The sequence below is a fragment of the Blautia hansenii genome (assembly GCF_013304445.1).
GTDB lineage: Bacteria > Bacillota > Clostridia > Lachnospirales > Lachnospiraceae > Blautia.
On the sequence record NZ_JAAITA010000009.1, the window covers coordinates 73,202 to 96,151 of the forward strand.

The following is a 22,950-nucleotide window of genomic DNA, read 5'->3' on the forward strand; positions in this document are numbered from 1 at the left end:
AAATCAGTAGAAACTTTACTGGTGTAGAGAACTGATAAAGGAGAAGGTGAGAGAATGGCAGGAATACCAATATCGGTTTTGTGGCTTGCAGTTCTGGCGGTGCTTCTTGTAATTGAAATCGCCACACTGGGTCTGACGACTATCTGGTTTGCCGGAGGTGCACTGATTGCTTTTCTGGTTTCCCTGGCAGGAGGACCGCTGTGGCTGCAGATTACTCTTTTTCTGATAGTATCAGTGGTATTGCTGTTGTTTACAAGGCCACTGGCACTCAAGTACATGAATAAAGGGGTGGAAAAGACAAACGTGGACAGCATACCGGGGAAAAGCGGCATTGTAACCCAGGGCATTGACAATTTAAAAGCCATGGGAAGGGTGACCGTAAACGGTATGGAATGGACGGCAAGGTCCAAGGACGGCAGCCTGATTGAAGAAGGAAAGGTTGTCCGGGTTTATGGTGTGGAAGGTGTAAAACTTATTGTAGAGGAGGATAAATAGTATGTTTGGTATCGTAGTATTTGTGATTTTTATTGTCATTGTATTGATGATTGCAGCATCCTGTATCCGTATTGTTCCTCAGGCGCATGCGCTGATTGTGGAACGTCTTGGAATGTATAAGGACACCTGGGGTACGGGACTTCACATTAAAATGCCTTTTGTAGACCGTATTGCAAAACGGGTGAATTTAAAGGAACAGGTTGTGGATTTTGCGCCACAGCCGGTGATTACAAAGGATAATGTTACCATGCGAATTGACACGGTAGTGTTTTTCCAGATTACAGACCCAAGACTGTTTACTTACGGTGTGGAAAATCCTATTATGGCAATCGAGAATTTGACAGCAACTACTCTGCGTAATATCATCGGTGATATGGAACTGGATGCAACTCTTACATCCAGAGAAATTATCAATACCAAAATGCGCGCGTCTCTGGATGTGGCTACAGACCCATGGGGTATTAAGGTAAACCGTGTGGAATTAAAGAATATTATTCCTCCGGCTGCAATCCAGGAAGCCATGGAGAAACAGATGAAGGCGGAGCGTGAACGCCGTGAAGCCATTCTGAAAGCAGAAGGTGAGAAGAAATCCACCATTCTTGTGGCCGAAGGTAAGAAAGAATCTGCAATTCTGGACGCAGAAGCAGAAAAACAGGCTGCGATTCTTCGTGCTGAAGCAGAAAAAGAGAAGATGATTAAAGAGGCAGAAGGTCAGGCAGAAGCGATTTTGAAGGTGCAGCAGGCCAAGGCAGATGGTATCCGCTTTATTAAAGAGGCGGGAGCAGACCAGAGCGTATTGACGCTGAAAAGCCTGGAAGCCTTTGCGCAGGCCGCAGACGGCAAGGCAACAAAGATTATCATTCCTTCGGATATTCAGGGAATTGCAGGGCTTGCTACTTCTTTAGTGGAAGTTGCCAAGGACGCAAAAAAGGAATAATATAAAATCAGCGAGGGGGCTGCTGCAGAGATGCAACAGCCTTTTTCTGTATTTATGAAAACGGTGAGGTGAGGATATGGAAGCCAGAATAGACCTTACAAAAGAATATGGATTGGTGCTGGAGGGCGGAGGCGCCAAGGGTGCTTATCAGATCGGCGCCTGGAAAGCCTTAAAAGAGGCAGGAGTAAAGATTAAGGGAATTGCGGGAACCAGCGTAGGGGCTCTTAATGGTGCGCTTATCTGCATGGGAGACATAGAGACAGCGGAAAATCTGTGGAAAAACATTTCTTATTCCAAAATCATGTCTGTAGACGATGAGGTTGTGGAGAAGGTTTTTCAGCATAAGAAAATCAGCAGAGAGGAACTGCGGGGCATGACAGAGCGCCTTGCAGGAGGCGGACTGGACGTTACGCCTTTAAAAGAACTTATAGCGCAGAGTATAGATGAAGAAAAAATACAGAATTCTCCCATAGATTTATATGTGCTTACCTTCAGCGTGGATGAGTTCCGGGAGTTGGACATTGATATCAAAGAGGCGGAGCCGGAGCTGATTAAAGATTATCTTCTGGCCAGTGCCTATGTGTTTCCTATTTTTAAGAACGAAAAGCTGCACGGAAAGACTTATATAGACGGGGGCGCTATTAACAATGTGCCTCTGGGCTCTCTGATTCAGCGGGAATATAAGGATATCATTGTCATACGGATTTTTGGAATCGGGAGAGAGAAAAAGGTGAAAATTCCGGAAGATACCACGGTGTACACGGTAGCGCCGGGGGTAAATCTGGGAAATATTCTGGATTTTAATCCAAAGATGAGTAAACGAAATATGGAGCGCGGGTATTATGACACCATGCGTATGCTTTACGGACTGGCAGGAAAAATATATTATATTGATGAACAGGAAGAAGAGTGTTATTATTTAAAGCAACTGACAGAGTTGAGCGGTGACATTTATCTGTATCTGGCAGAGGAATTTAAGCTGGATACGGGAGAAAAGAGGAGACTACGGAATCTGACAGAGATTATTCTGCCGGTAATTGCAGAGGAGTTGAAGCTTCCCAAGGACTGGAGTTACAAGGAATTATATCTTTCCATGCTGGAAGCGGCGGCCAGGCTGTGCAGAATCCGCAAATATAAGATTTACACCTTAAAAGAACTGCAGGACAGGGTAAAAGAGAAACTGCAGAAGCTGAAAGGACAGGGAGCAGCGCCTTTTATGCAGATTGTATCCGGAGATACACTGTTGTAAAAGGTTTATGTTATAAAGAGAGAAATACAGGGAGGGACCTAAAATGGATTTAAAAGGACGCAACTTTTTGACACTGAAGGATTTTACAAAGGAAGAAATTGAGTATTTACTGGATTTGTCCGCGGATTTGAAGAAAAAGAAAAAAGAAGGTGTTCTTACAGATACGCTGAAAGGCAAGAACATTGCTTTGATTTTTGAGAAAAACAGTACAAGAACACGCTGTTCTTTTGAGACGGCAGCCCATGATTTGGGAATGGGCACTACATATTTGGACCCTAAAAGTTCCCAGATTGGAAAAAAGGAGAGCATTAAAGATACTGCCAGAGTTCTGGGCAGGATTTACGATGGAATTGAGTACAGAGGCTTTGGACAGGAAATCGTGGAGGAACTGGCAAAATATGCAGGTGTTCCGGTATGGAATGGGCTGACGAATGAATACCACCCTACACAGATGCTGGCAGACCTTTTGACCATTAAAGAGCACTTGGGCCGAGTGGAAGGTGTGAAGCTGGTGTATATGGGAGATGCCCGCTATAATATGGGAAATTCGCTGATGGTACTTTGTTCCAAAATGGGCATGCACTTTGTAGCCTGTGCGCCGAAAAAATATTTCCCTAATGAAAAACTGGTACAGGAATGCAGAGGATTTGCAGAGAAATCCGGCGGGACGATTACGCTTACCGAAGATGTGGAGGCAGGGACTAAGGACGCAGACGTTATCTGCACAGACGTATGGGTTTCCATGGGAGAACCGGATGAAGTGTGGGAAGAGCGTATTCGGGAGCTGACTCCTTATAAGGTGACAAAACAGGTTATGGAAAATGCAGGGGAACAGGCGATTTTCCTTCACTGTCTGCCTGCTTTTCATGATTTGGAAACCGTTATCGGAAAAGAAATGGGAGAGCGGTTTGGAATTACCGACATGGAAGTTACGGATGAAGTGTTTGAATCTCCCCAGTCTGTGGTCTTTGATGAGGCGGAAAACAGAATGCATACCATTAAGGCTGTTATGGCAGCCACTTTAGGAGCGTGAATGTCATGACACAGGAAAGCATGGAACGGGTGCTTCACACAGAGTGGATGGCAGAGAAAATTTTCTGGAGGAACAGTGTGGATTCTACGCTTACCTGGGCAAAGGAAGAGGCGGATTTCTGTCTTGGAGAAAATTTGAAGAGCGCCCTTTTCCTTGCCGATAAACAGACAGCAGGAAAAGGACGCCTTGGGCGGGTGTGGAATTCTCCGGCAGGTGAAAATGTCTATATGACGCTTTTGCTTTTGAAGCCGCCGGTAGAACCTGTGAAAGCCTCGTCCCTGACTCTGGTTATGGGACTTTCTGTAGCCCAGGCGGTCCGGGATATAACCGGGATTTCGGCGGGGATTAAATGGCCCAATGATGTTGTAGCAGCGGGAAAGAAAATCTGCGGGATTCTCACAGAGATGAAAATTCGGGGAGAGAAAGCGGAATATGTCAGCATTGGTGTGGGTATAAATATGAACCAGAGGGAATTTCCGGAAGAATTGCAGGATAAGGCCACATCGCTGGCTCTTGAGTTGGGATGTGAGGTTGTCCGGGAAGAAATTACGGCCGGAGTCGTGGAAAGATTTGAAAAAAACTATGAACTTTTTCTGGAAAAGCAGGATTTGCAGTCTTTAAGGGAAGAATATGAAAGGCTTCTGCTGAATAAAGACCGGCAGGTGCGGATACTGGAAAAAGAGAAAGAGAGCATAGGAATTGCCAGAGGTATTACGCCTGCGGGAGAACTTCTGGTGGAGGACGAAAATGGAGCAGTGCGGCAGGTACTCTCAGGAGAAGTTTCCGTGAGAGGGCTGTACAGCTATGTGTAAAGGGAGAATGAGATGTACAAGGATAAGGTAGTGCTGTGCGGCGCAAGCGCCTATGAACAGAAGTATTATTTTAATGAGGATTTTGCCTCACTTCCCCAGTCCATACAGGACGAACTGCATATTATGTGTGTACTGTATACAGAGGAAATCGGGGGGATTCTGACTTTGGAGTTTGACGAGGAGGGAAATCTGCAGTTTCAGGTGGAGTCCCTGGAAGCAGACGCCATGTTTGATGAAATCGGCAGTGTGCTGAAAATTAAGGATTTACAGAATAAGAAGAAAGAACTGCTGGAGTCTCTGGAATTATACTACAGGGTATTTTTCCTGGGAGAGGAGGTTGAGGAATAGGATATGCTGTTAGTAATTGATGTGGGAAATACGCATATTACGCTGGGTGTGTTTGATAAAAAAGAATTGCTGGGAACCTTCCGTATGACTACCAGGCAGAGCCGGACTTCTGATGAATACGGAATTCTCATGTGCAATATGCTGGAATACAGAGGGATTGCAAAGGACAAGATTGAGGACGTAATTATCAGTTCTGTAGTGCCGGATGTCATGCATTCCCTGACCAGCAGTGTGATTAAATACTTTGACCGGAAACCTTTAAATGTAGGGCCGGGATGTAAGACGGGAATCCGCATTACGGCCGTGAATCCCAAGGAAGTAGGGGCAGACCGGATTGTGGATGCAGTGGCGGCGTATGAAAGATACGGCGGTCCGGTGTTGGTGCTGGATTTCGGAACGGCCACAACCTATGATTTGATTGGTGAGGACGGCAGCTTTGAGGCGGGCATTACGTCTCCGGGTATTGAAATCAGTGCAAAAGCTTTATGGCAGGATGCGGCCAAGCTTCCTAAGATTGCCATTGAAAAGCCGAAATCCATTCTGGCAAAGGAAACAATCAGCAGTATGCAGGCAGGTCTGGTGTATGGCTATATTGGACAGGTGGAATATATTGTAAAAAAGGTAAAGGAAGAATCCGGGCTTGAAAATATGAAGGTAGTAGCCACAGGCGGTTTGGGAAAAATTATTGCAGATGAGACAGACTGCATTGATGTGTATGATTCTCAGCTTACTCTGGAAGGGCTGCGGATTATTTACGAAAAAACGAAGAAAAGCAGAGGTTAAGATGAAACTTAGGATAGGAAAGGTAACTCTTGAGAATAATCTGATACTGGCGCCCATGGCAGGAGTAACGGACCTGCCATTTCGTTTGCTGTGCAAGGAACAGGGTGCGGGGCTTATCTGTACGGAAATGGTCAGTGCAAAAGCCATACACTTTCAGAATAAAAATACAGAAAGCCTTATGGAGATTGAGGAGAGAGAAAGGCCGGTGTCTTTGCAGATTTTCGGTTCAGAGCCGGATTTGATGGCAGAGATAGCCAAGCGGATTGAGCACCGGAATTTTGATATTCTGGACATTAACATGGGCTGCCCGGTGCCCAAGGTAGTAAACAACGGAGAGGGGTCAGCTCTGATGAAAAAACCGGAGTTGGTTCATGAAATTGTATACAAGGTATCCCACGCCATTGAGAAGCCTGTAACTGTAAAGATAAGAAAAGGTTTTACAGAGGATGCTGTCAATGCAGTGGAAATTGCGAAAATTGCAGAAGAGGCGGGAGCAGCCGCTGTTGCAGTACACGGCAGAACCAGGGAGCAGTACTATGCAGGGCAGGCGGACTGGGATATTATCCGCCAGGTGAAGGAAGCAGTGTCCATTCCGGTCATTGGAAACGGAGATGTGGATTCTCCCCAAAAAGCGGAGGCTCTGGTGAGGGAGACAGGATGCGACGGTATTATGATAGGAAGGGCTGTACAGGGAAACCCCTGGCTGTTTTCCCGAATTCTCCATTATCAGGAGACGGGAGAGCTTCTGCCGCCGCCATCCATGGAAGAGGTAAAGGATATGATGCTGCGTCATGCAAAAATGCAGCTGGAATATAAAGGCGTTTATACCGGTATGCGGGAAATGCGCAAGCATGTGGCCTGGTACACTTCGGGAATGCCGCATTCTGCCTCTGTGCGCAGGCAGGTAAATGAAGTGGAAAGCTATGCACAGCTGGAGGAACTGGTGAGCCGGATGTAGAAGAATACTTTCAAAAATGGGGATTTTGCCAATTTTGCCCCTGATTTTAGGAAGAAAGGGCTATTTGGCTTGACATCTGCATATCTATTATTTATAATATTATGACTGTTAAGTAGCGGTATTTATGTGGACAGGGCTTTTTTTAATCCCTGGATTCCATTATGAATATATGAGAAAGGGTGTAGAATTAAAATGGAAGAAAAGAAAACAATACTGACGTATGCGGGACTGACAAAACTGGAAGAAGAATTACATGACTTAAAAGTCGTTCGGAGAAAAGAAGTAGCAGAAAAAATCAAAGAGGCAAGAGAACAGGGTGACTTATCTGAAAATGCAGAATACGATGCAGCAAAAGATGAGCAGAGAGATATTGAGGCCAGAATTGAAGAAATCGAAAAAATTCTGAAAAATGCCGAAGTTGTAGTAGAAGATGAAGTAGACCTGGACAAAATCAGTGTTGGCTGTAAAGTAAAGGTTTATGATGTGGAATTTGAGGAAGAAATTGAGTTTAAAATCGTAGGCTCTACAGAGGCCAACAGCCTGGAGGGTAAAATTTCCAATGAATCACCGGTTGGAAAGGCGCTTATCGGTGCAAGGAAAGGTGAAACCGTTTCCGTAGAAATGCCGGCAGGCACTATGGAATACAAGGTTCTTGAAATCGAAAGAAATATTTAAGGATACCAGACAAATAAACGTAAGGAGTGTGTACAAAGTGGCAGAACAGCAGAAGAAAGCACAGGAACAGGACTTGAACCAGTTATTAAAGGTACGCCGTGAGAAGCTGTCCCAGCTTCAGGAGGAAGGAAGAGACCCGTTCCAGATTACCAAGTATGATGTGACTCATCACAGTATGGAAGTGAAAAATGCCTTTGAAGAATTAGAAGGCAAGAGCGTTTCCCTGGCAGGACGTATGATGTCCAAGCGTGTTATGGGAAAAGCTTCTTTTTGCAGTATTCAGGATTTACAGGGTGCAATTCAGTCTTATGTAGCAAGAGATAATATAGGGGAAGATTCCTATAAAGACTTCAAAAAAATGGATATTGGTGACATTGTAGGCATTAAGGGTGAGGTGTTTAAGACAAAAACCGGTGAAATTTCCATCCATGCCACAGAAGTGACACTGCTTTCCAAGAGTTTAAATCCTCTTCCGGAAAAATTCCACGGCCTGACAAACACAGACCTGCGTTACCGTCAGAGATATGTGGATTTGATTATGAACGAAGATGTAAAGGAAACTTTTATCAAGCGTTCTAAAATCATTGCAAGTATTCGTCACTATTTAAACGGACAGGGATTCCTGGAAGTGGAAACTCCTATGCTGGTAGCCAATGCCGGCGGTGCGGCAGCGCGTCCTTTTGAAACACATTTCAATGCGTTGGATGAGGACTTTAAGCTGCGTATTTCTCTGGAACTGTATCTGAAGAGACTGATTGTAGGCGGTATGGAGCGAGTATACGAAATCGGACGTGTATTCCGTAACGAAGGTCTGGACACCAGACACAATCCGGAATTTACTTTAATGGAATTATATCAGGCTTACACGGATTACCACGGCATGATGGACTTGACGGAAAATCTGTACCGTCATGTGGCGCAGGAAGTTCTGGGCACAACAAAAATCAGCTACAATGGCGTGGAAATGGATTTAGGAAAGCCATTTGAACGTATCACTATGGTAGACGCGGTTAAGAAATATGCAGGTGTGGACTTTAACGAGATTCATACACTGAAAGAAGCCAGAGCTGTGGCAAAGGAACATCATGTAGAGTACGAAGAACGCCATAAAAAGGGCGATATTCTGTCTCTGTTCTTTGAAGAGTTTGCAGAAGAGCATTTGATTCAGCCAACCTTTGTTATGGACCACCCAATCGAGATTTCTCCGCTGACTAAGAAGAAACCGGAAAATCCGGAATATACAGAGAGATTTGAGTTCTTTATGAACGGCTGGGAAATGGCAAACGCTTACTCTGAACTCAATGACCCTATTGACCAGAGAGAGAGATTTAAAGCACAGGAAGAACTGTTGGCTCAGGGTGATGAAGAAGCCAATACCACAGATGAAGACTTTCTGCATGCACTGGAAATCGGTATGCCACCTACAGGCGGTATCGGCTTCGGTATCGACAGAATGGTTATGTTACTGACAGATTCTGCAGCAATTCGTGATGTTCTGGCCTTCCCGACAATGAAGTCACAGGGGGCTGCGAAGAACGAAGCAAACAATGCAGCACAGGAAACAAAGCCAGTTGAGAAGATTGATTTTTCCAAAGTAAAAGTAGAGCCATTATTCGAAGAAATGGTTGATTTTGATACTTTCAGCAAGTCAGATTTCAGAGCTGTAAAGGTAAAAGCATGTGAAGCAGTTAAGAAATCCAAGAAGCTGTTACAGTTCACTCTGGACGATGGAACAGGCACAGATCGTACCATTTTAAGCGGTATTCACGCTTATTATGAGCCAGAAGAACTGGTTGGAAAAACACTGATCGCTATCACAAACCTGCCACCAAGAGCTATGATGGGAATTGATTCTTGTGGAATGTTACTTAGTGCAATCCATGAGGAAGAGGGCGAAGAAAAACTTCATCTTCTGATGGTTGATAACCATATCCCGGCTGGTGCAAAGCTGTACTAAAATTAAATATTAAATGTCTAAAATCATGATGTCAGACCGCATTTGACAACAATTTGACAACAAAATTTGGGATAATGACGAATCGTTATGAAGCATGACGAATTTCAGGTGAAAGGACACAGGTTTGACAATGAAGTAAGAGCACTTCTTAGAGTTAATCTAAGAGGTGCTTTTTTTCGTCCCTGGAAAGTGATATCCCGGCAGTCAGCTTCTGTAAAACAGTAAATCTAATTTTGGAGGAAAACATCATGGGTAAAAGTTATAAACCAATTACAAGTATGAAGGAAGTACCAGAGCAGCTTAGAAAATTGCGCCGACAATATCTGCGCTATCAACAGGCAGAAATTATTTACAGCATCTCTCATAAGAAGCTTTTGGAGCTTGCCAGTGATGCAGGTGCGATTTACAGAATAGATGGAACAGTACTGATTAACAGGGATATTTTTGATACTTATCTGGAACGATTTCATGAACCGGCGAAAGGAAAAGGCAGGGAGGAAATGACAGATGAGCGGTAATGTATGGATGTTCTCAGATGAGATTGATGATGAAGATCTGGAATTTATGAGCCATGCCTATGTGACCTACAATATGGCATGTGAATATTACAGGCTGGGAATTAAACCCGTTGTCCGTATGGCACATGAAGCCGGGGCAGTCTATAAGATTGGAAAGAAAGTATTAATTCGTAGAAGTATATTTGAAGCGTATCTGCGAGAGCAGAGGAAGATTTGATAGAGGAGAAGAACATGAGTGAACAGAGAAAAATAATACATGATGATAACAATGGATTAGATTATATGCTGGTGGGAGATTATTACATACCGATGTTAACCTTGCCGGAGGAAAACAGACCGATTGGTTACTGGGGAATGCTTCGGAAAGAATATCTGGAAAAACATAAATCGGGGATGTATTCTTATCTTCTGTTGACTGGAAAACTGGACAGTTATCTGGCGGATCTTAACGAACAGGCACAGGAACGGTCTGAGCTGATTGAAGCACAAATGAGAAGTGCTGAAGGCGTAACAGAGAAATTAAAGGCACGGAATCCTATGGAGTGGGTGCGACAGTGTAATAACATCAGGAATCGTGTGCAGGAAATTGTGTTGAGTGAATTGGTATATGTATAGGAGGAGCGTATGAGATACAGGATTGAATATGCAGATGGAAGATGTTGCAATTTCGCAAACAGCAGAAAAGATTTACTGGATTGGTTGAAATTGCTGAAAGATGAACAGATTGTTGATATTCGTAAAATCTATAAAAGCGGTGTTACAGATTCAGTTCTGGATAGTTACCGAAGATATTTAAAACAGTGAAAGGGGTAGGCAGTCATGGTAGTTGTAAAAATTATTATAAGGATTTTGTTATTGCCAGTGCGGATATGCCTGACGTTGATACAACTGATGCTTATGTTCAGCACATGGCTGTCTGCAACTGCATTTCATGTCCTGTCTGGAATTATCTGCATTACAGCAGTCTTAGGATATGGATTCGGGCAGGAAACAGGCACAGAAGTGGGAAGAATGCTTTTGGCAGGTTTTATACTTTATATCCTGCCTGTACTTTCTGGCTGGGCGGTGATGTGGCTGGAAACAATCAAAATCAGATTGATGGGAGATAAAAAAGATGGAATTAACGGAAAATATGGAGGAGTTCCTGAATGATCTGATCGGAAAAAGAATGGAACAGGTTTATCAGGAAAATGATGGAGAGCAGTATGATCCATTCAATGAAGAACTGGAACTGAAAGTGCAAAAGGTAATTCGGAAGTTACCGCAAAAACAGAGAAAAGTTATTTTTGACTATATGACAGAAACCTCAAATAATAACAGTGACCTGAATGAGTTCTATTATCGTATGGGATTGAGAGATGGGCTAAAGCTGAAAGAAACTATCAAAACTATACTGGATACATTGATGGAGTAGGGTACCGGAGAAAGGAAAGGGATTCACAAATGAAAATGACAAAAGAGATTGAAGAATTTATCAATTTGACAATAACGGAACATATGGGAAAATCATATGCAGATTGGAAGTTGAGCCAGTCATCTGTGACAGAACCAGATGAGGTTGAAGAAGCGTACAAAAAAGTGATTGCTACACTTTCGCCGGAGCAGGAAGAAGTCATTACAAAATATTGCGACCAGATATTTAACAGCGGAGCAGAGACAGAGGAATTTTTTTATCGGTTGGGATTAAAAGACGGATTGCATTTAAAAACTGTGGTAAAGAAAGTAATTCGATCATTATCGTAATCAAGTAATTGAAGAAAAAATGGTTCAAATATGCTATAATTCCTATGTGCAGAGATAGAACACTCTAACACAGGTAATATGGCAATATATAATGAATTTGGCTATATCACAATAGATGATGCCAGAATTGATGAAACTTGCAATGCCTACTTCAAATGGAAAGATTTGAACACGTATATTTCTAATAACAGCCATCGGGGCATAAATATGCCTGATGCGATTAGTGAACCAATGGGGTGTTATTGCTTGGGATATTTGTGGAATCGTGGTGATGAAGTAGGAGATGCTACTGATCCAAATACAGGAAGAAAAATTGAATTTAAAGCCACTTCCCGATTTGAAGGAGATTTGTCTTCATTTGGACCGAAATGTGTATTTGATGATTTGGTGTTTCTGAGATTTAAGCTAGATGAAAACTTGCTATATATTTATGACTTGAATATAAATTCAGAAGAATTTGGAAAATATCCAGCAAATAAAACTCAGACAATCCAAGAACAAAAAAATCAGGGAAGACGCCCACATGTAAGTCTTCAGACATTATTTGTGGATGCAAATAATTTAGAGCCAGACATTATTTTTGATATTCGAAGATGTAAGGCTTATAACAGAGTATCAGAATACTACCAAAGATTAATCGGTAAATAATACGAAAGGCAGAGTGTTTTATCTCTGCCTTTTCAAAATGTAATATTGCGGCGCGCCGCGATTTATGATAATATGTACACATTACGAAAGAACAGGAGAAAGATAATGTTTAGTGTAGCTTCATTTTTTGCAGGTGTAGGTGGAATAGATTTAGGATTTGAAGAAACAGGAGAATTTAAAACAGTATATGCGAATGAATTTGATTCATACGCCAGCGAAACGTTTGAAATGAATTATCCAACCGTTAAAGTTGATCAGAGAGATATTCATTTAGTCCCTGTTGAAGATGTTCCCAAAACAGATGTTATTATCGGTGGATTTCCTTGTCAGGCATTTTCTATTGCAGGATATAGACAGGGCTTTGAAGATAAAAAAGGACGTGGAGAACTGTTTTTTGAATTAATGCGAATGGTAGAAGCTAAGAAACCTAGAGTGGCATTATTTGAAAATGTAAAAAATCTAGTCGGACATGATAATGGAAATACCTTTAGAGTAATATGTGAACAGTTAGAACTGCTTGGATATCATTATACATATCAAGTACTAAATGCAATGAATTATGGGAATATGGCGCAAAATAGAGAACGTATTTATATTGTTGCTTTCAGAGATGAAAAAGATTTTAATAAATTTCATTGGCCACTGTCTATTCCATTAACAACAACTGTAAAAGACATTATAGATTTTGACACAAAAGTTGACGATAAGTATTATTATACAGAAGGAAAGTATAAGGGAGATATATACAAGTTATTGGTAGAAGCAACAAAAGATGATGATATCAATCACCCGGCAATATATCAGTGGAGAAGAAAGTATGTTCGACAAAATAAAAGCGGTGTAGTGCCAACACTAACAGCGAATCAAGGAGAAGGGGGACACAATGTTTGCATTGTAAAAACAAAGCAAGGATTAAGAAAGATGACTCCTAGAGAATGTTTTAATACGCAGGGATTTCCAAAGAATTATAAATTACCTAAAAAACAAAGTGATGCTCGATTGTATAAGCAAGCAGGTAATTCAGTATGTGTGCCTGTTATAAATCGAATAGCAGAAAATATTTTAGAAGCTATCAAATAAGTAGAGGTCGGCAATATGGCAGATAATCTGACGGTAGAACAAAGAAAAAAGAATATGCAACATATAAAAAGCAAGGACACTAAAATTGAAATTGCTTTAAGAAAGGCATTATGGAATAAAGGATATAGATATAGGAAAAATTATTGTTTGTTGCCGGGAAAACCAGATATTGTATTAACCAAATATAAAATAGCAATATTTTGTGATAGTGAATTTTTTCATGGAAAAGATTGGGAAATATTGAAGCCTAGATTGCAAAAGACAAAAAATAGTGATTATTGGGTAAATAAAATATCAAGAAATAGAGAAAGAGATGCAGAAATAGATAAACAGTTATTGTTTGAGGGTTGGACAGTTATTAGATTTTGGGGGAAAGACATTATAAAAAAGACAGATGAGTGTGTGAGAGTTGTAGAAGAAACAATCTTTGATTTGAAGATTGGAGATGCAGAAGATCAGTTATGTGAATTAAGTGAGGAGAATGAATGGATACAGAACAAGTGAATGAAATTTTGAGATTATTAAAAATAATTGCTGACAGTTCAACAGCAAATAAAATTGCTGCAATTTCAATGATAGTGTCTGGAATTGCCGTATTAAGCAGTATATATTTCAGTCACCAGACAAGAGTTCAATATATAGAAAGTTTAAGTCCGATGCTTTCATTTGAACTAAGCGAAATAAAAGGTATTTTATTTTTAACTGTTTTAAATGCTGGACAATCATATGCAGAAAAAATCAATCTGTCCTTTAAATCCATAAATAATAATGGGGAAGAGACAGAATTTGATATTGATAAGATTTTTGAATCTGATTTTACTTTATATCCGAATGAGAAAATAACTGGCAGTATAGCAAGATCTGGAGCAAACATTGCGACGGAAACTGCTCCAGCAATTCAACTTGAAGTAGCTTATATTAAAGGAAATACCCAAAAGAAAACGGAATATTCAAGGTGGATTTATTTTACGGGGACGATAGATAGTAATGAATTTGTTGAAATGAGTTTAGACAAAATAGATAAAACCTTGAAAGAAATATCAAATTCAAATAATCGCATGGCAAATTATTTTAGCGGAAATTGGTTGCTGACAATGGACGAAATGAATTTGCAACCTCAGAGAAATTTGTATCAGGACATAAAAGATGCTGTAAATAACATAGAACGCCCTGATGAAAATTTACTGGGACGTGATGAAAATTGCAGAATGAAATGATGATTAACCAAAAGGGCATTAACCGTAAAAAAGTTAGTGCCTTTTTAATCAGATAAAAAGATAGATTGTATGATGTGGTCGAGAAAATAACGATTGATTACCGAATAAAAATTTTTTGATGAAACAGGGTGTCCATAGAAAGTTTTGAATTAATATAATTGAGCGACAAGCACTGACTATAACGGTTAGTGCTTTTTTTTGCCTTTTTTCAAAAAGCATCTGACATTGTACACTCTGCCACATGTGATTAGTGGAAAAATAAATTTTTTTAGAAAAGCACCGTCCAAATGCCATCTGAAACTTGCAATTAGTGAAGAAAAATTTCATTTACGCATAAAAAACTTGCAAAAAGGGGTTGGTAAATACCATTTCCAACGCTTTATAGGTGGAGGAATAATTATTTTTTAAAAATCCCCAAAAGCATGTCCGCTTTTGCCTGTCCCAGTACAGAGTATGTGAAGGGACTAATGAAAATAAAAGAAAAAATGATAAAAATGCAAAAAAATATCACGAATTTTTTGCATTCTGCCAAGTCATTTGACTTTAGTAATTAGAGGACGTTTGGGAATGTTCCTTCGTTGAACCTTGACAACCGATAAGTGCACCCTGAAAGCCTACCAGGAGTTCTGCCATGACCTTTCTTTTTCTGGAAGCAAGCGGAATCATAATGACACTCCCGATGATGGGCGGCTGACCAGAGCCTTATGGTCAGTGACCTGTTTATACAGGCAGAGGCAGTCTGAGACGACTGCAGGTGACAGGGAAACGCACGACAGACCACTGCAAAAAAGTAACTGAAAAATGTTTACAGGGCAAAATGCCCGGAAAGGATGTAACGACTATGAATAAAGTGATTTTAATGGGAAGACTGACAAAGAATCCGGAGATCAAGTATGCCGGGAAAGATAATGATATGGCAGTAGCCAGATATACTCTGGCAGTGAACAGAAGATATAAACGTGACGGAGAACAGGAAGCAGATTTTATTTCCTGCGTAACATTTGGCAAGAATGCAGAGTTTGCACAGAAATATCTTTACAAGGGAATGCGGATTGTGATCGGTGGACGCATCAGCACTGGCAGTTATAAGGATAAGGATGGAAAGACGATTTATACCACAGATGTGATTGTGGAAGAACATGAATTTGCTCAGAACAAGGACAGCGGTGCTGGAGCAGATTCATCAGAAATCCCGAAAACAGATAAAGATGGTTTTATGGAAGCGAAGGACGGAGAAATTCCGTTTGACTAATCCAGAATAAAAATTTATCTATTAAAAATGTGGAGGTAGCTAATGGGTGTAAGTTATAACAGATTATGGAAACAGCTCATTGATAAAAATATGAAGCGAATAGAAATGCAACACATCACCGGGATTAGTGCAAATATCCTTGCCCGGATGGGAAAAAATCAATATGTATCAATGGAAACAGTCGAGAAAATTTGTAAGAAAATGGATTGTACTATTGACGAGATGATGGAATTTACAGATTAAAGATAGCAAGCCGGATACGGCATAATTCTCTTAGCAAAGCTAAGAGCGCACTTCTATACAGGCAATTACATCTGCCTGTATCGTGCGACCTGCGGTGCGTTTCCCGATTTTGAAGGATTTCAATCCGGGAATATAGCGAAATCACAGATTTCGGACAAGGGGATAATTTCCCCTTGCGGCACAAGGCCTATCTTGTTGTAACAATTAAAGATTTTTTAGATTACAGAGGTCAGTATTTCCTTATTGTGAAACAACGACCTCCGTTTTTTATATCCAGGAATCGGCATTTATGAGAAGACCGGTTCTTTTTGTTTACAGAAAAAGGAGGACAGGAAAGTGAGCAGAGCAAAAAATCCGAAATATGAATCCATGTCACTGGAAGAATTGAAAGCCAACATGGAAAAAAGCAGAAAGCAATTGGAACATGCGATTCATAATAAAAATCTTCTAGAGCAGAGAAAAAAGCTGGTGGAGCGAAAAGAACGTTCGCATCGTTTAATTGTTAAAGGTGCAGAGTTTGAAAAAGCATTTCCATTATCCAAAGATTTGGAACAGGAAGATGTTCAGAAAGTAATGAGCCAGTTAAAAATCTCTGTCTATAATCGTGGTGTTGTCAGGAATGTAAGTAATGCTGCTGAAAAAATTGGCAGACAGCAGATTTCAGAAGCAGTTGAAAAAACAGAAAAAGGAGATGACAGCTAATGGCACTGTATCATTTTTCAGTAAAGCAGGTGTCCAGAGGAAAAGGTCAGACAGTGGTTAATTCTGCAGCTTATATTTCGGGGCAGAAACTTTATAACGATTACTATGGACAGACACATGATTATACAAAAAAGTCTGGTGTAGTTTTTACAGAAATTTTGACACCAGAGTATGTGCCGGAGCGTCTGACTGATCGGGAGACACTCTGGAACGAGGTGGAGAAGATAGAGAAAGGGAAGAAGGCGCAGTTAGCCTATTCATTCGATATAGCGTTGCAAAATGAACTGACCCTGGATGAAAATATAGAACTGGCGAGAGAATTCTGCCGGGAGCAGTTCGTAGCACGTGGCATGATTGTAGATCTGGCAGTTCATGAAGGAAAATCAAAGAATGAGAATGAACCAGATAATCCACATTTTCATGTACTTTCTCCTATCCGACCTTTTACAGAAGAAGGAAGCTGGGGAAACAAGCAGAAACGGGAATATGTTTTGGATGAAGACGGAAATCGGATTAAAGATGCCAAAGGAAAGGATATATTCAATGCTGTTTCTACTACCGGATGGAATGATCCGGAGCTTTTAAAGGAATGGAGAAGAGCGTGGACAGAGAAGGTGAACGAAAAATTCCGGGAATGTCACATGGCAGCAAGAATTGATCACCGCTCTTACAAAGAGCAGGGAATTGATTTGATTCCGACGATCCATGAAGGGTATGAAGTCCGGGCAATGGAGAAAAAGGGAATTAAAACAGTGATTGGGGAACTGAACCGAGCTATCCGGCAGTTCAACCAGATGTTTATTTCTCTGAAAGAATCTATTCAGTGGATGAAGACAGCGTATGAGGAAATGAAAGCCGAACTGGATCGCAGGCAGAATCCGACACTTCTGGAAAGCTTGCAAGATTATTATGATAAGAAAACGCAGGGCAGACCATCGCTCCCAAATTTCTATGCGGAGATGAAACGGAGAGGGAAGAATCTCTCCAACTTACAGGAGTTTGCAAAATCCATCAATTATCTCCAGACTCATAAGATAGAGACAATGGAAGATCTGCAGGAAAGGATTGATGAACTGAATGGCGTTGTATCAGTCAGTAAAAAAGAAATTTCCGAAAAACGAGAACAGTTAAAGAAACTAGAAAATCTGCAAAAGATGGCAGAAGTAATAAAGACAAACCGGCCATTGATAGACGAGTACAACCATTTCTTTTTCCCGAAGAAACGAGAGAAATACTATCAGCAGCATAAGAAAGAAATCAAATATTATCGCAAATGTGAACGGGAACTGAAACAGCACTTGGATAAAAATGGAAAGGTGCCAACAGCCAGATGGAAACGCGAGAAAGAAGAACTCCGATCTGTGATCGAAGAACTGAAAGCAGATAATAAGCCTTATCAGGACGAACTTGCATTTGTAAAAAAGGTACAGAGTTGTGCAGACATTGCCAGACGTGACCGGGAAATGGCAGAAACAGATACCTCCGGGCGTTCAGAAGAAAAAAGGGAGGAGCAGGTGAAGTTCCCGGCATTTCACGCAGTTCAGACAGAAGAAATTCTTGAAGAAAAAAGTGAAGTAGAGCAACAGTCGGTGAATGAAACGGAGCAGAAATCAGAAAAGAAGACTTCTATTCGGAAACAACTGGCTGAAAAGAAGAAAGAGTGTGAAGAACGTGATGCAAAACAACAGACAGTGAGGAAAAAACGGAACTATGATATGAGTTTATAGAAGTCTGTCAGCAGGACAGGCAGGAAAGGATGATGAAAATGCAGTATACAGAAGAACAGATTGCAAGAGCAAACCAGACCGACCTTGTGTCTTTTCTGAACGCACAAGGGGAACAGTTGATGAAAAGTGGCAGAGAATACCGTTGGAAAAAGCATGACAGTGTAACGATATCCGGAAACCAATGGTATCGGCATAGTCAGAGTAAGGGCGGTTATCCGGTAGACTTTGTGATGGAATTTTATTATGCAACATTCCCGGAAGCAGTGAAAATTCTGATTGGGGAAGAAGGCAAAGGCAGGCAGAAGTCCTGCCCCGCCCCGTCTAAAGACTTCCGATTACCGGAGAAAAATGAGGATAATGAAAAAATCATGAAGTATCTGACAGAAAAAAGAGAGATTGAGAAAACACTGGTGGAAGATTGGATTGACAGAGGTGATATTTACGAAGAAAAGAAGCATCATAATGTTATATTTGTCGGCAGAGATGCAGATGGTATTCCGAGGTATGCACACTGCCGGGGAACTGGTGAAATAAAATATCGAGGAGATATAACAGGTTCTGATAAATCTTATGGATTCAGTTACAGAGGAACGGATAATCAGTTGTTTGTATTTGAAGCAGCCATTGATCTGCTTTCGTTTATCCAGTTATTTCCCAAAGACTGGAAGAAACGCAGTTACCTGAGTCTGGGTGGAGTCTCCAGCGTGGCACTGATGACTTTTCTTTCTGAACGCCCTCAGATTACTTCTGTTTTCCTGTGTCTGGATAATGATCAGGCAGGGAATGAGGCCTGTGAAAAACTGGCAGGAGAAATTTCAGAAGGATACAGTGTAATTCGCCTGAAACCATCTAAAAAAGACTGGAATGAAATTCTCTGTGATAAAAACGCCGACAGAAAGAAAGCAATTGCAGAAACAATCACAATTAAAGTACCAGAAACAGAAGAGCTGGTGCCGATGTTGTGTTATGAAGACATTGAACAGACCAGTGTGGAATGGCTGTGGTTTCCTTATATTCCATTTGGAAAACTGACAATCATTCAGGGAAATCCGGGAGAAGGAAAAACATATTTTGCCATGATGCTGACGGCAGCCTGTACCAACAGAAAATTGTTTCCGAATATGGAAGATATCGAACCATTCAATGTAATCTATCAGACTGCGGAGGATGGCATGGGCGATACCATTAAGCCAAGATTGGTGGAAGCAGGTGCTGATCTAAGCAGGGTTATGGTGATTGATGATTCGGAAGAAGCGTTGACTTTATCCGATGATCGAATTGAAAAGGCAGTCAGGCAGAATCATGTGAGGCTTGTAATCATTGATCCGGTACAGGCGTTTATTGGAGCAGATGTGGATATGAACCGTGCAAATGAAGTGCGTCCGGTTTTCCGAAAACTGGGAATGATTGCGGAGAAGACCGGATGTGCCATTGTGCTGATCGGACATCTGAATAAATCTTCCGGGACGCAGAGCACGTATCGAGGACTTGGTTCTATTGATATTATGGCAGCAGTGCGAAGCTTGATTTTCATTGGAAAAGTAAGAAAAGATCCAACCACAAGGGTATTGATTCATGAAAAAAGTTCTCTTGCACCACCGGGGGAGACAATGGCATTTAAACTGGGAGACGAAGAAGGTTTTCAATGGGTGGGAGCCTATGAGATTTCTGCAGATGAATTGTTAGATGGAAAAGAAGGAAAAGCAACAGAAACAAAGCTGGAGCGAGGTAGAAAGCTAATCAGGGAACTGCTTGCTGATAAAAAAGAAATTTCAATAAGGGAACTAGACGAAAAGGCAAAGGAGCAGGGAATATCCGGGCGAACAATGCGTGATGTGAGAAGCCGGATGAAAAATGAGCTGGAATATCGGGTAAATGAAATGCAGGAGAATAGTATTCGATTAAAAGAGTAATGGTGGCAGAATCATTGGAGCAAGTCCCGATTTTTATAGATACCTTATCTGCCACCTGCCGTCTGCCGGGGCATGAATATTCTGAAGTGTACAGGAAGAAGTAGGAAGAGTTTCAAGAGGTGAAAAATTAAATTGAGAATAATAAAAAACTCTGGTAAAATGAAAATTATCAGTATGTTAAAGTTAAAAAAATGGAGTTTGGAAGGGGCGAAATTAATGGCTGTTTTTTCAATTGATTTACCAGGACGTGTGAAAAATTTTGAACTGCCAAGAACAAAACCATTGATGCCATTATTTGAAACGATAGTTAATTCGATTTACGCAATTGAGGAAAGACAGCAAAATGATGACAAGGTAAATGGCTATATTAATATTGAAATAATACGTGAACCGCAAATGAGGGTTCAGACAGAGGGAATAGACAGTAGCATAAATGATATTACAGGATTTGTAGTAACAGATAATGGAATTGGATTTGATGAGAATAATATGAAATCATTTCTTCAGTCTGATTCTACGTATAGAGCTGAAAAGGGTGGCAAAGGTGTTGGAAGATTCGCTTGGTTAAAAGCATTTAAAGAAGCAGACATAGAAAGTTCGTTTATTGATGCAGGTGAATGGGTTAGAAGAAAATTTTGTTTTACATTGGAGCAAAATGAAATTAATGATTCATTGGAAGATATTGATCCACTAACAGACAATAAAACAATAGTAGCTTTGAAAGAATGTTTGGCTCCATATAAGAAAAATCTTCCTAAAAAAGGAGAAGTTATTGCTACTAAAATAATGCAGCATTGTTTTATTTATTTAATGTCTGCAAAGTGTCCTGTAATAAAAGTGGCGGACGAGGATCAAACGTATAATATTAATGAAATGTTTGATGAACGCATTAAAAAGGAGTCTGAAAAAATCGAATTTAAGATTGGAAATGAAAACTTTTCATTATTGCATACACAGATTGAAGATGCGGCATTTGGGGCAAGCAAACTGTATTTATATGCTAATGATAGAATGGTTCAAGAAGTAAATCTTGAAAAAGAGATTGTAGATTTGGATAAGAATCTGTTTTCTGCAAAAGGGTATTATTATGCAGGAATTTTGTCGGGGAAGTTTTTAGATGAAAATGTAGGAACAAACAGGACTTCTTTTGAGATTTCAGATACAGCGGAAGATGGATCAGAGATAAGTATGGATGATATCATTTCAAATGTTGCAGAAAATGTTCAGATATATTTGGCTGATTATTTATCTGAAGTAAAAGGGAAGAAAGAAGAAAGAGTTCGGTCGTATATAAAAGATGAAGCACCACAGTATGGTCATCTTTTAAAATATATGCGAGAAGATGTTGAAGCAATCAAACCATATCTTCCAGATTGTAAATTGGATGATGAATTGTATAAGATTAAGAGAAAGTTTGATAATCAACTAAAAAAAGACAATCAGGACATTATTAAAACACTAGAGGTTGGAGCAACAAGTTTAGACTCTTATCAGGAAAAATTCCAAAAACAATTTGCTAAAATTAGCGAAGCGAATAAAGCATCTTTAGCAGAATATGTGGCGCATAGGAAAGTTATTCTGGAATTGTTGAAAAAGGGTATTCAGTCGGATGATTTTGGAAAATATAGTAAAGAGGCATACATTCATAACCTTATATATCCTATGCGAAGAACGTCAGATGAAATTGAATATCAGGCTCATAACTTGTGGCTTATAGATGAGAGGTTAGCTTATTGTGAGTATGTGTCATCGGATATTCCATTTGATAATAATCCAAGAGAAGATAGAACAGATGTAATGATATTAGATAAACCGGTTGCTGTTTCAGATGAACCTAATACAGGGCGAGAATATGAAACAATTGTAATTTTGGAATTGAAGAAGCCTATGAGAAATGATTATACGCAAGCGGAAAATCCAATTATACAAATGCTGGGATATGTTGACAAGATTAGTTCTAATGAAATGAAAGATAAAAATGGGAGACTTATAAAAACAGGAACCAATACCCAATTTTATTTATATGCGGTATGTGATATTACATCTAAGTTGAGAAAAATTGCAGAAGATTTTGATTTTATTGAAACGCCAGATAAGCGTGGAATGTATAAATATCACGACAAAAAGCGAGCATATATTGAAATCTTGTCGTTTGACAAAATTATTGATGATGCAGGAAAAAGGAATAGAATACTATTTGAAAAACTTGGTATTTAACACGAAGGGTAGATATGATGTTCATAAACAGTTAAGTCAAACAGAAGACGTTTCAGTAAATTAAAACAGAATATGGAACTAAAACACGAGCAGTTAGTCTATGAAAAATAGGTTAGCTGCTTTTTTCATGCAAAAAAGGAGGTGCCGTGTATGGGGTATGCACGTAGAGATGTAGAGAAAACAAAGAAAATAGCAAAGAAATTTGTACGCTATCAAGAAGGAGCAGAGCTTTATAGCATTGGACTGACAAAGTTTCAGGAACTGGCGAAAGAAGCCAAAGCAGTGTATAAGATTGACAAGGTTGCTCTTGTAAACTGTGAGATTTTTGAAAAGTATCTGGAGACATTTCGGATTGCGTAGGGAACAGAAGAAAATCGTGGAAGGACGAAAAATAGGGATTGACTTCTTGTCATACGAAAATTATAATGTGAATGTGGAGGAAT

28 protein-coding genes are annotated in these 22,950 nt (G+C 40.3%); all 28 read left to right on the top strand.

From position 1 onward, the window contains the following. Positions 1 to 54: 54 nt before the first annotated feature. The 28 genes from G5A70_RS08660 to G5A70_RS08795 all read left to right on the top strand — a co-directional run bounded on the left by G5A70_RS08660 (position 55) and on the right by G5A70_RS08795 (position 22,867). The gene (locus tag G5A70_RS08660; RefSeq protein WP_173749259.1) at positions 55 to 495 is read left to right on the top strand and encodes an NfeD family protein; all 441 of its coding nucleotides are present in this window, start codon (positions 55 to 57) and stop codon (positions 493 to 495) included. Between the two features lies 1 nt (position 496). Beyond that, on the top strand, positions 497 to 1,432 hold the full coding sequence (locus G5A70_RS08665; protein WP_173749260.1) for an SPFH domain-containing protein: 936 nt from the start codon (positions 497 to 499) through the stop codon (positions 1,430 to 1,432). A gap of 76 nt (positions 1,433 to 1,508) precedes the next feature. Then, on the top strand, positions 1,509 to 2,681 hold the full coding sequence (locus G5A70_RS08670) for a patatin-like phospholipase family protein (protein WP_173749261.1): 1,173 nt from the start codon (positions 1,509 to 1,511) through the stop codon (positions 2,679 to 2,681). A gap of 43 nt (positions 2,682 to 2,724) precedes the next feature. After that, the gene (gene argF / locus G5A70_RS08675; RefSeq protein ID WP_173749262.1) at positions 2,725 to 3,714 is read left to right on the top strand and encodes an ornithine carbamoyltransferase; all 990 of its coding nucleotides are present in this window, start codon (positions 2,725 to 2,727) and stop codon (positions 3,712 to 3,714) included. 5 nt (positions 3,715 to 3,719) lie between these two features. Then, positions 3,720 to 4,526, top strand: coding sequence for a biotin--[acetyl-CoA-carboxylase] ligase (locus G5A70_RS08680; RefSeq protein ID WP_226853575.1), 807 nt, complete (start codon positions 3,720 to 3,722; stop codon positions 4,524 to 4,526). Positions 4,527 to 4,538: 12 nt separating this feature from the next. Beyond that, complete coding sequence (locus tag G5A70_RS08685; RefSeq protein WP_173749263.1) at positions 4,539 to 4,874, top strand: DUF6145 family protein; 336 nt, start codon at positions 4,539 to 4,541, stop codon at positions 4,872 to 4,874. Positions 4,875 to 4,877: 3 nt separating this feature from the next. Beyond that, a complete protein-coding gene (locus G5A70_RS08690) occupies positions 4,878 to 5,657 on the top strand; it encodes a type III pantothenate kinase (protein WP_173749264.1) in 780 nt (259 codons plus the stop codon). A 1-nt stretch (position 5,658) separates the two neighbouring features. Further along, on the top strand, positions 5,659 to 6,615 hold the full coding sequence (dusB, locus tag G5A70_RS08695; RefSeq protein ID WP_173749265.1) for a tRNA dihydrouridine synthase DusB: 957 nt from the start codon (positions 5,659 to 5,661) through the stop codon (positions 6,613 to 6,615). Positions 6,616 to 6,807: 192 nt separating this feature from the next. Then, a complete protein-coding gene (gene greA / locus G5A70_RS08700) occupies positions 6,808 to 7,290 on the top strand; it encodes a transcription elongation factor GreA (RefSeq protein WP_173749266.1) in 483 nt (160 codons plus the stop codon). A gap of 37 nt (positions 7,291 to 7,327) precedes the next feature. Continuing rightward, the gene (lysS, locus tag G5A70_RS08705) at positions 7,328 to 9,247 is read left to right on the top strand and encodes a lysine--tRNA ligase (protein WP_173749267.1); all 1,920 of its coding nucleotides are present in this window, start codon (positions 7,328 to 7,330) and stop codon (positions 9,245 to 9,247) included. A gap of 248 nt (positions 9,248 to 9,495) precedes the next feature. Beyond that, positions 9,496 to 9,765, top strand: coding sequence for a DUF6462 family protein (locus tag G5A70_RS08710; RefSeq protein ID WP_173749268.1), 270 nt, complete (start codon positions 9,496 to 9,498; stop codon positions 9,763 to 9,765). Further along, positions 9,755 to 9,982 (top strand): excisionase, encoded by a 228-nt coding sequence (locus G5A70_RS08715; RefSeq protein WP_117557480.1) that lies wholly within the window; start codon positions 9,755 to 9,757, stop codon positions 9,980 to 9,982. Before G5A70_RS08710 ends, G5A70_RS08715 begins: the two co-directional genes overlap by 11 nt. Positions 9,983 to 9,996: 14 nt before the next feature. Continuing rightward, a complete protein-coding gene (locus G5A70_RS08720) occupies positions 9,997 to 10,380 on the top strand; it encodes a TnpV protein (protein WP_173749269.1) in 384 nt (127 codons plus the stop codon). Between the two features lie 9 nt (positions 10,381 to 10,389). Then, positions 10,390 to 10,569, top strand: coding sequence for a hypothetical protein (locus tag G5A70_RS08725; protein WP_138376715.1), 180 nt, complete (start codon positions 10,390 to 10,392; stop codon positions 10,567 to 10,569). A 15-nt stretch (positions 10,570 to 10,584) separates the two neighbouring features. Beyond that, positions 10,585 to 10,917: a hypothetical protein gene (locus G5A70_RS08730; RefSeq protein WP_117557474.1), complete on the top strand. Its 333-nt coding sequence runs from the start codon at positions 10,585 to 10,587 to the stop codon at positions 10,915 to 10,917. Beyond that, positions 10,880 to 11,179: a hypothetical protein gene (locus G5A70_RS08735; RefSeq protein WP_117557473.1), complete on the top strand. Its 300-nt coding sequence runs from the start codon at positions 10,880 to 10,882 to the stop codon at positions 11,177 to 11,179. The genes G5A70_RS08730 and G5A70_RS08735 overlap by 38 nt, the downstream gene beginning before the upstream one ends. Before the next feature lie 29 nt (positions 11,180 to 11,208). Then, positions 11,209 to 11,508, top strand: coding sequence for a hypothetical protein (locus G5A70_RS08740; RefSeq protein WP_226853577.1), 300 nt, complete (start codon positions 11,209 to 11,211; stop codon positions 11,506 to 11,508). 78 nt (positions 11,509 to 11,586) lie between these two features. Then, positions 11,587 to 12,156 (top strand): Bsp6I family type II restriction endonuclease, encoded by a 570-nt coding sequence (locus tag G5A70_RS08745; protein WP_117557471.1) that lies wholly within the window; start codon positions 11,587 to 11,589, stop codon positions 12,154 to 12,156. Positions 12,157 to 12,261: 105 nt separating this feature from the next. Beyond that, on the top strand, positions 12,262 to 13,236 hold the full coding sequence (locus G5A70_RS08750; RefSeq protein WP_117557469.1) for a DNA cytosine methyltransferase: 975 nt from the start codon (positions 12,262 to 12,264) through the stop codon (positions 13,234 to 13,236). Positions 13,237 to 13,251: 15 nt separating this feature from the next. Next, the gene (locus tag G5A70_RS08755; RefSeq protein WP_117557467.1) at positions 13,252 to 13,740 is read left to right on the top strand and encodes a very short patch repair endonuclease; all 489 of its coding nucleotides are present in this window, start codon (positions 13,252 to 13,254) and stop codon (positions 13,738 to 13,740) included. Beyond that, on the top strand, positions 13,722 to 14,453 hold the full coding sequence (locus G5A70_RS08760; RefSeq protein ID WP_173749270.1) for a hypothetical protein: 732 nt from the start codon (positions 13,722 to 13,724) through the stop codon (positions 14,451 to 14,453). The genes G5A70_RS08755 and G5A70_RS08760 overlap by 19 nt, the downstream gene beginning before the upstream one ends. A gap of 841 nt (positions 14,454 to 15,294) precedes the next feature. Continuing rightward, complete coding sequence (locus G5A70_RS08765; protein ID WP_173749271.1) at positions 15,295 to 15,705, top strand: single-stranded DNA-binding protein; 411 nt, start codon at positions 15,295 to 15,297, stop codon at positions 15,703 to 15,705. A gap of 42 nt (positions 15,706 to 15,747) precedes the next feature. Beyond that, positions 15,748 to 15,948, top strand: a complete 201-nt coding sequence (locus G5A70_RS08770; protein ID WP_173749272.1) for a helix-turn-helix domain-containing protein — start codon at positions 15,748 to 15,750, stop codon at positions 15,946 to 15,948. A 336-nt stretch (positions 15,949 to 16,284) separates the two neighbouring features. Next, entirely contained in the window at positions 16,285 to 16,650 is a 366-nt protein-coding gene (locus tag G5A70_RS08775) for a DUF3847 domain-containing protein (protein WP_173749273.1), read from the top strand. Beyond that, a complete protein-coding gene (gene mobQ, locus G5A70_RS08780; RefSeq protein WP_173749274.1) occupies positions 16,650 to 18,377 on the top strand; it encodes a MobQ family relaxase in 1,728 nt (575 codons plus the stop codon). The genes G5A70_RS08775 and mobQ overlap by 1 nt, the downstream gene beginning before the upstream one ends. 38 nt (positions 18,378 to 18,415) lie before the next feature. Continuing rightward, positions 18,416 to 20,290 (top strand): AAA family ATPase, encoded by a 1,875-nt coding sequence (locus G5A70_RS08785; protein ID WP_173749289.1) that lies wholly within the window; start codon positions 18,416 to 18,418, stop codon positions 20,288 to 20,290. 132 nt (positions 20,291 to 20,422) lie between these two features. Continuing rightward, positions 20,423 to 22,507, top strand: coding sequence for an ATP-binding protein (locus G5A70_RS08790; protein ID WP_226853579.1), 2,085 nt, complete (start codon positions 20,423 to 20,425; stop codon positions 22,505 to 22,507). 150 nt (positions 22,508 to 22,657) lie between these two features. Further along, positions 22,658 to 22,867, top strand: coding sequence for a DUF6462 family protein (locus G5A70_RS08795; protein ID WP_118640798.1), 210 nt, complete (start codon positions 22,658 to 22,660; stop codon positions 22,865 to 22,867). The last annotated feature ends 83 nt before the right edge of the window (positions 22,868 to 22,950 follow it).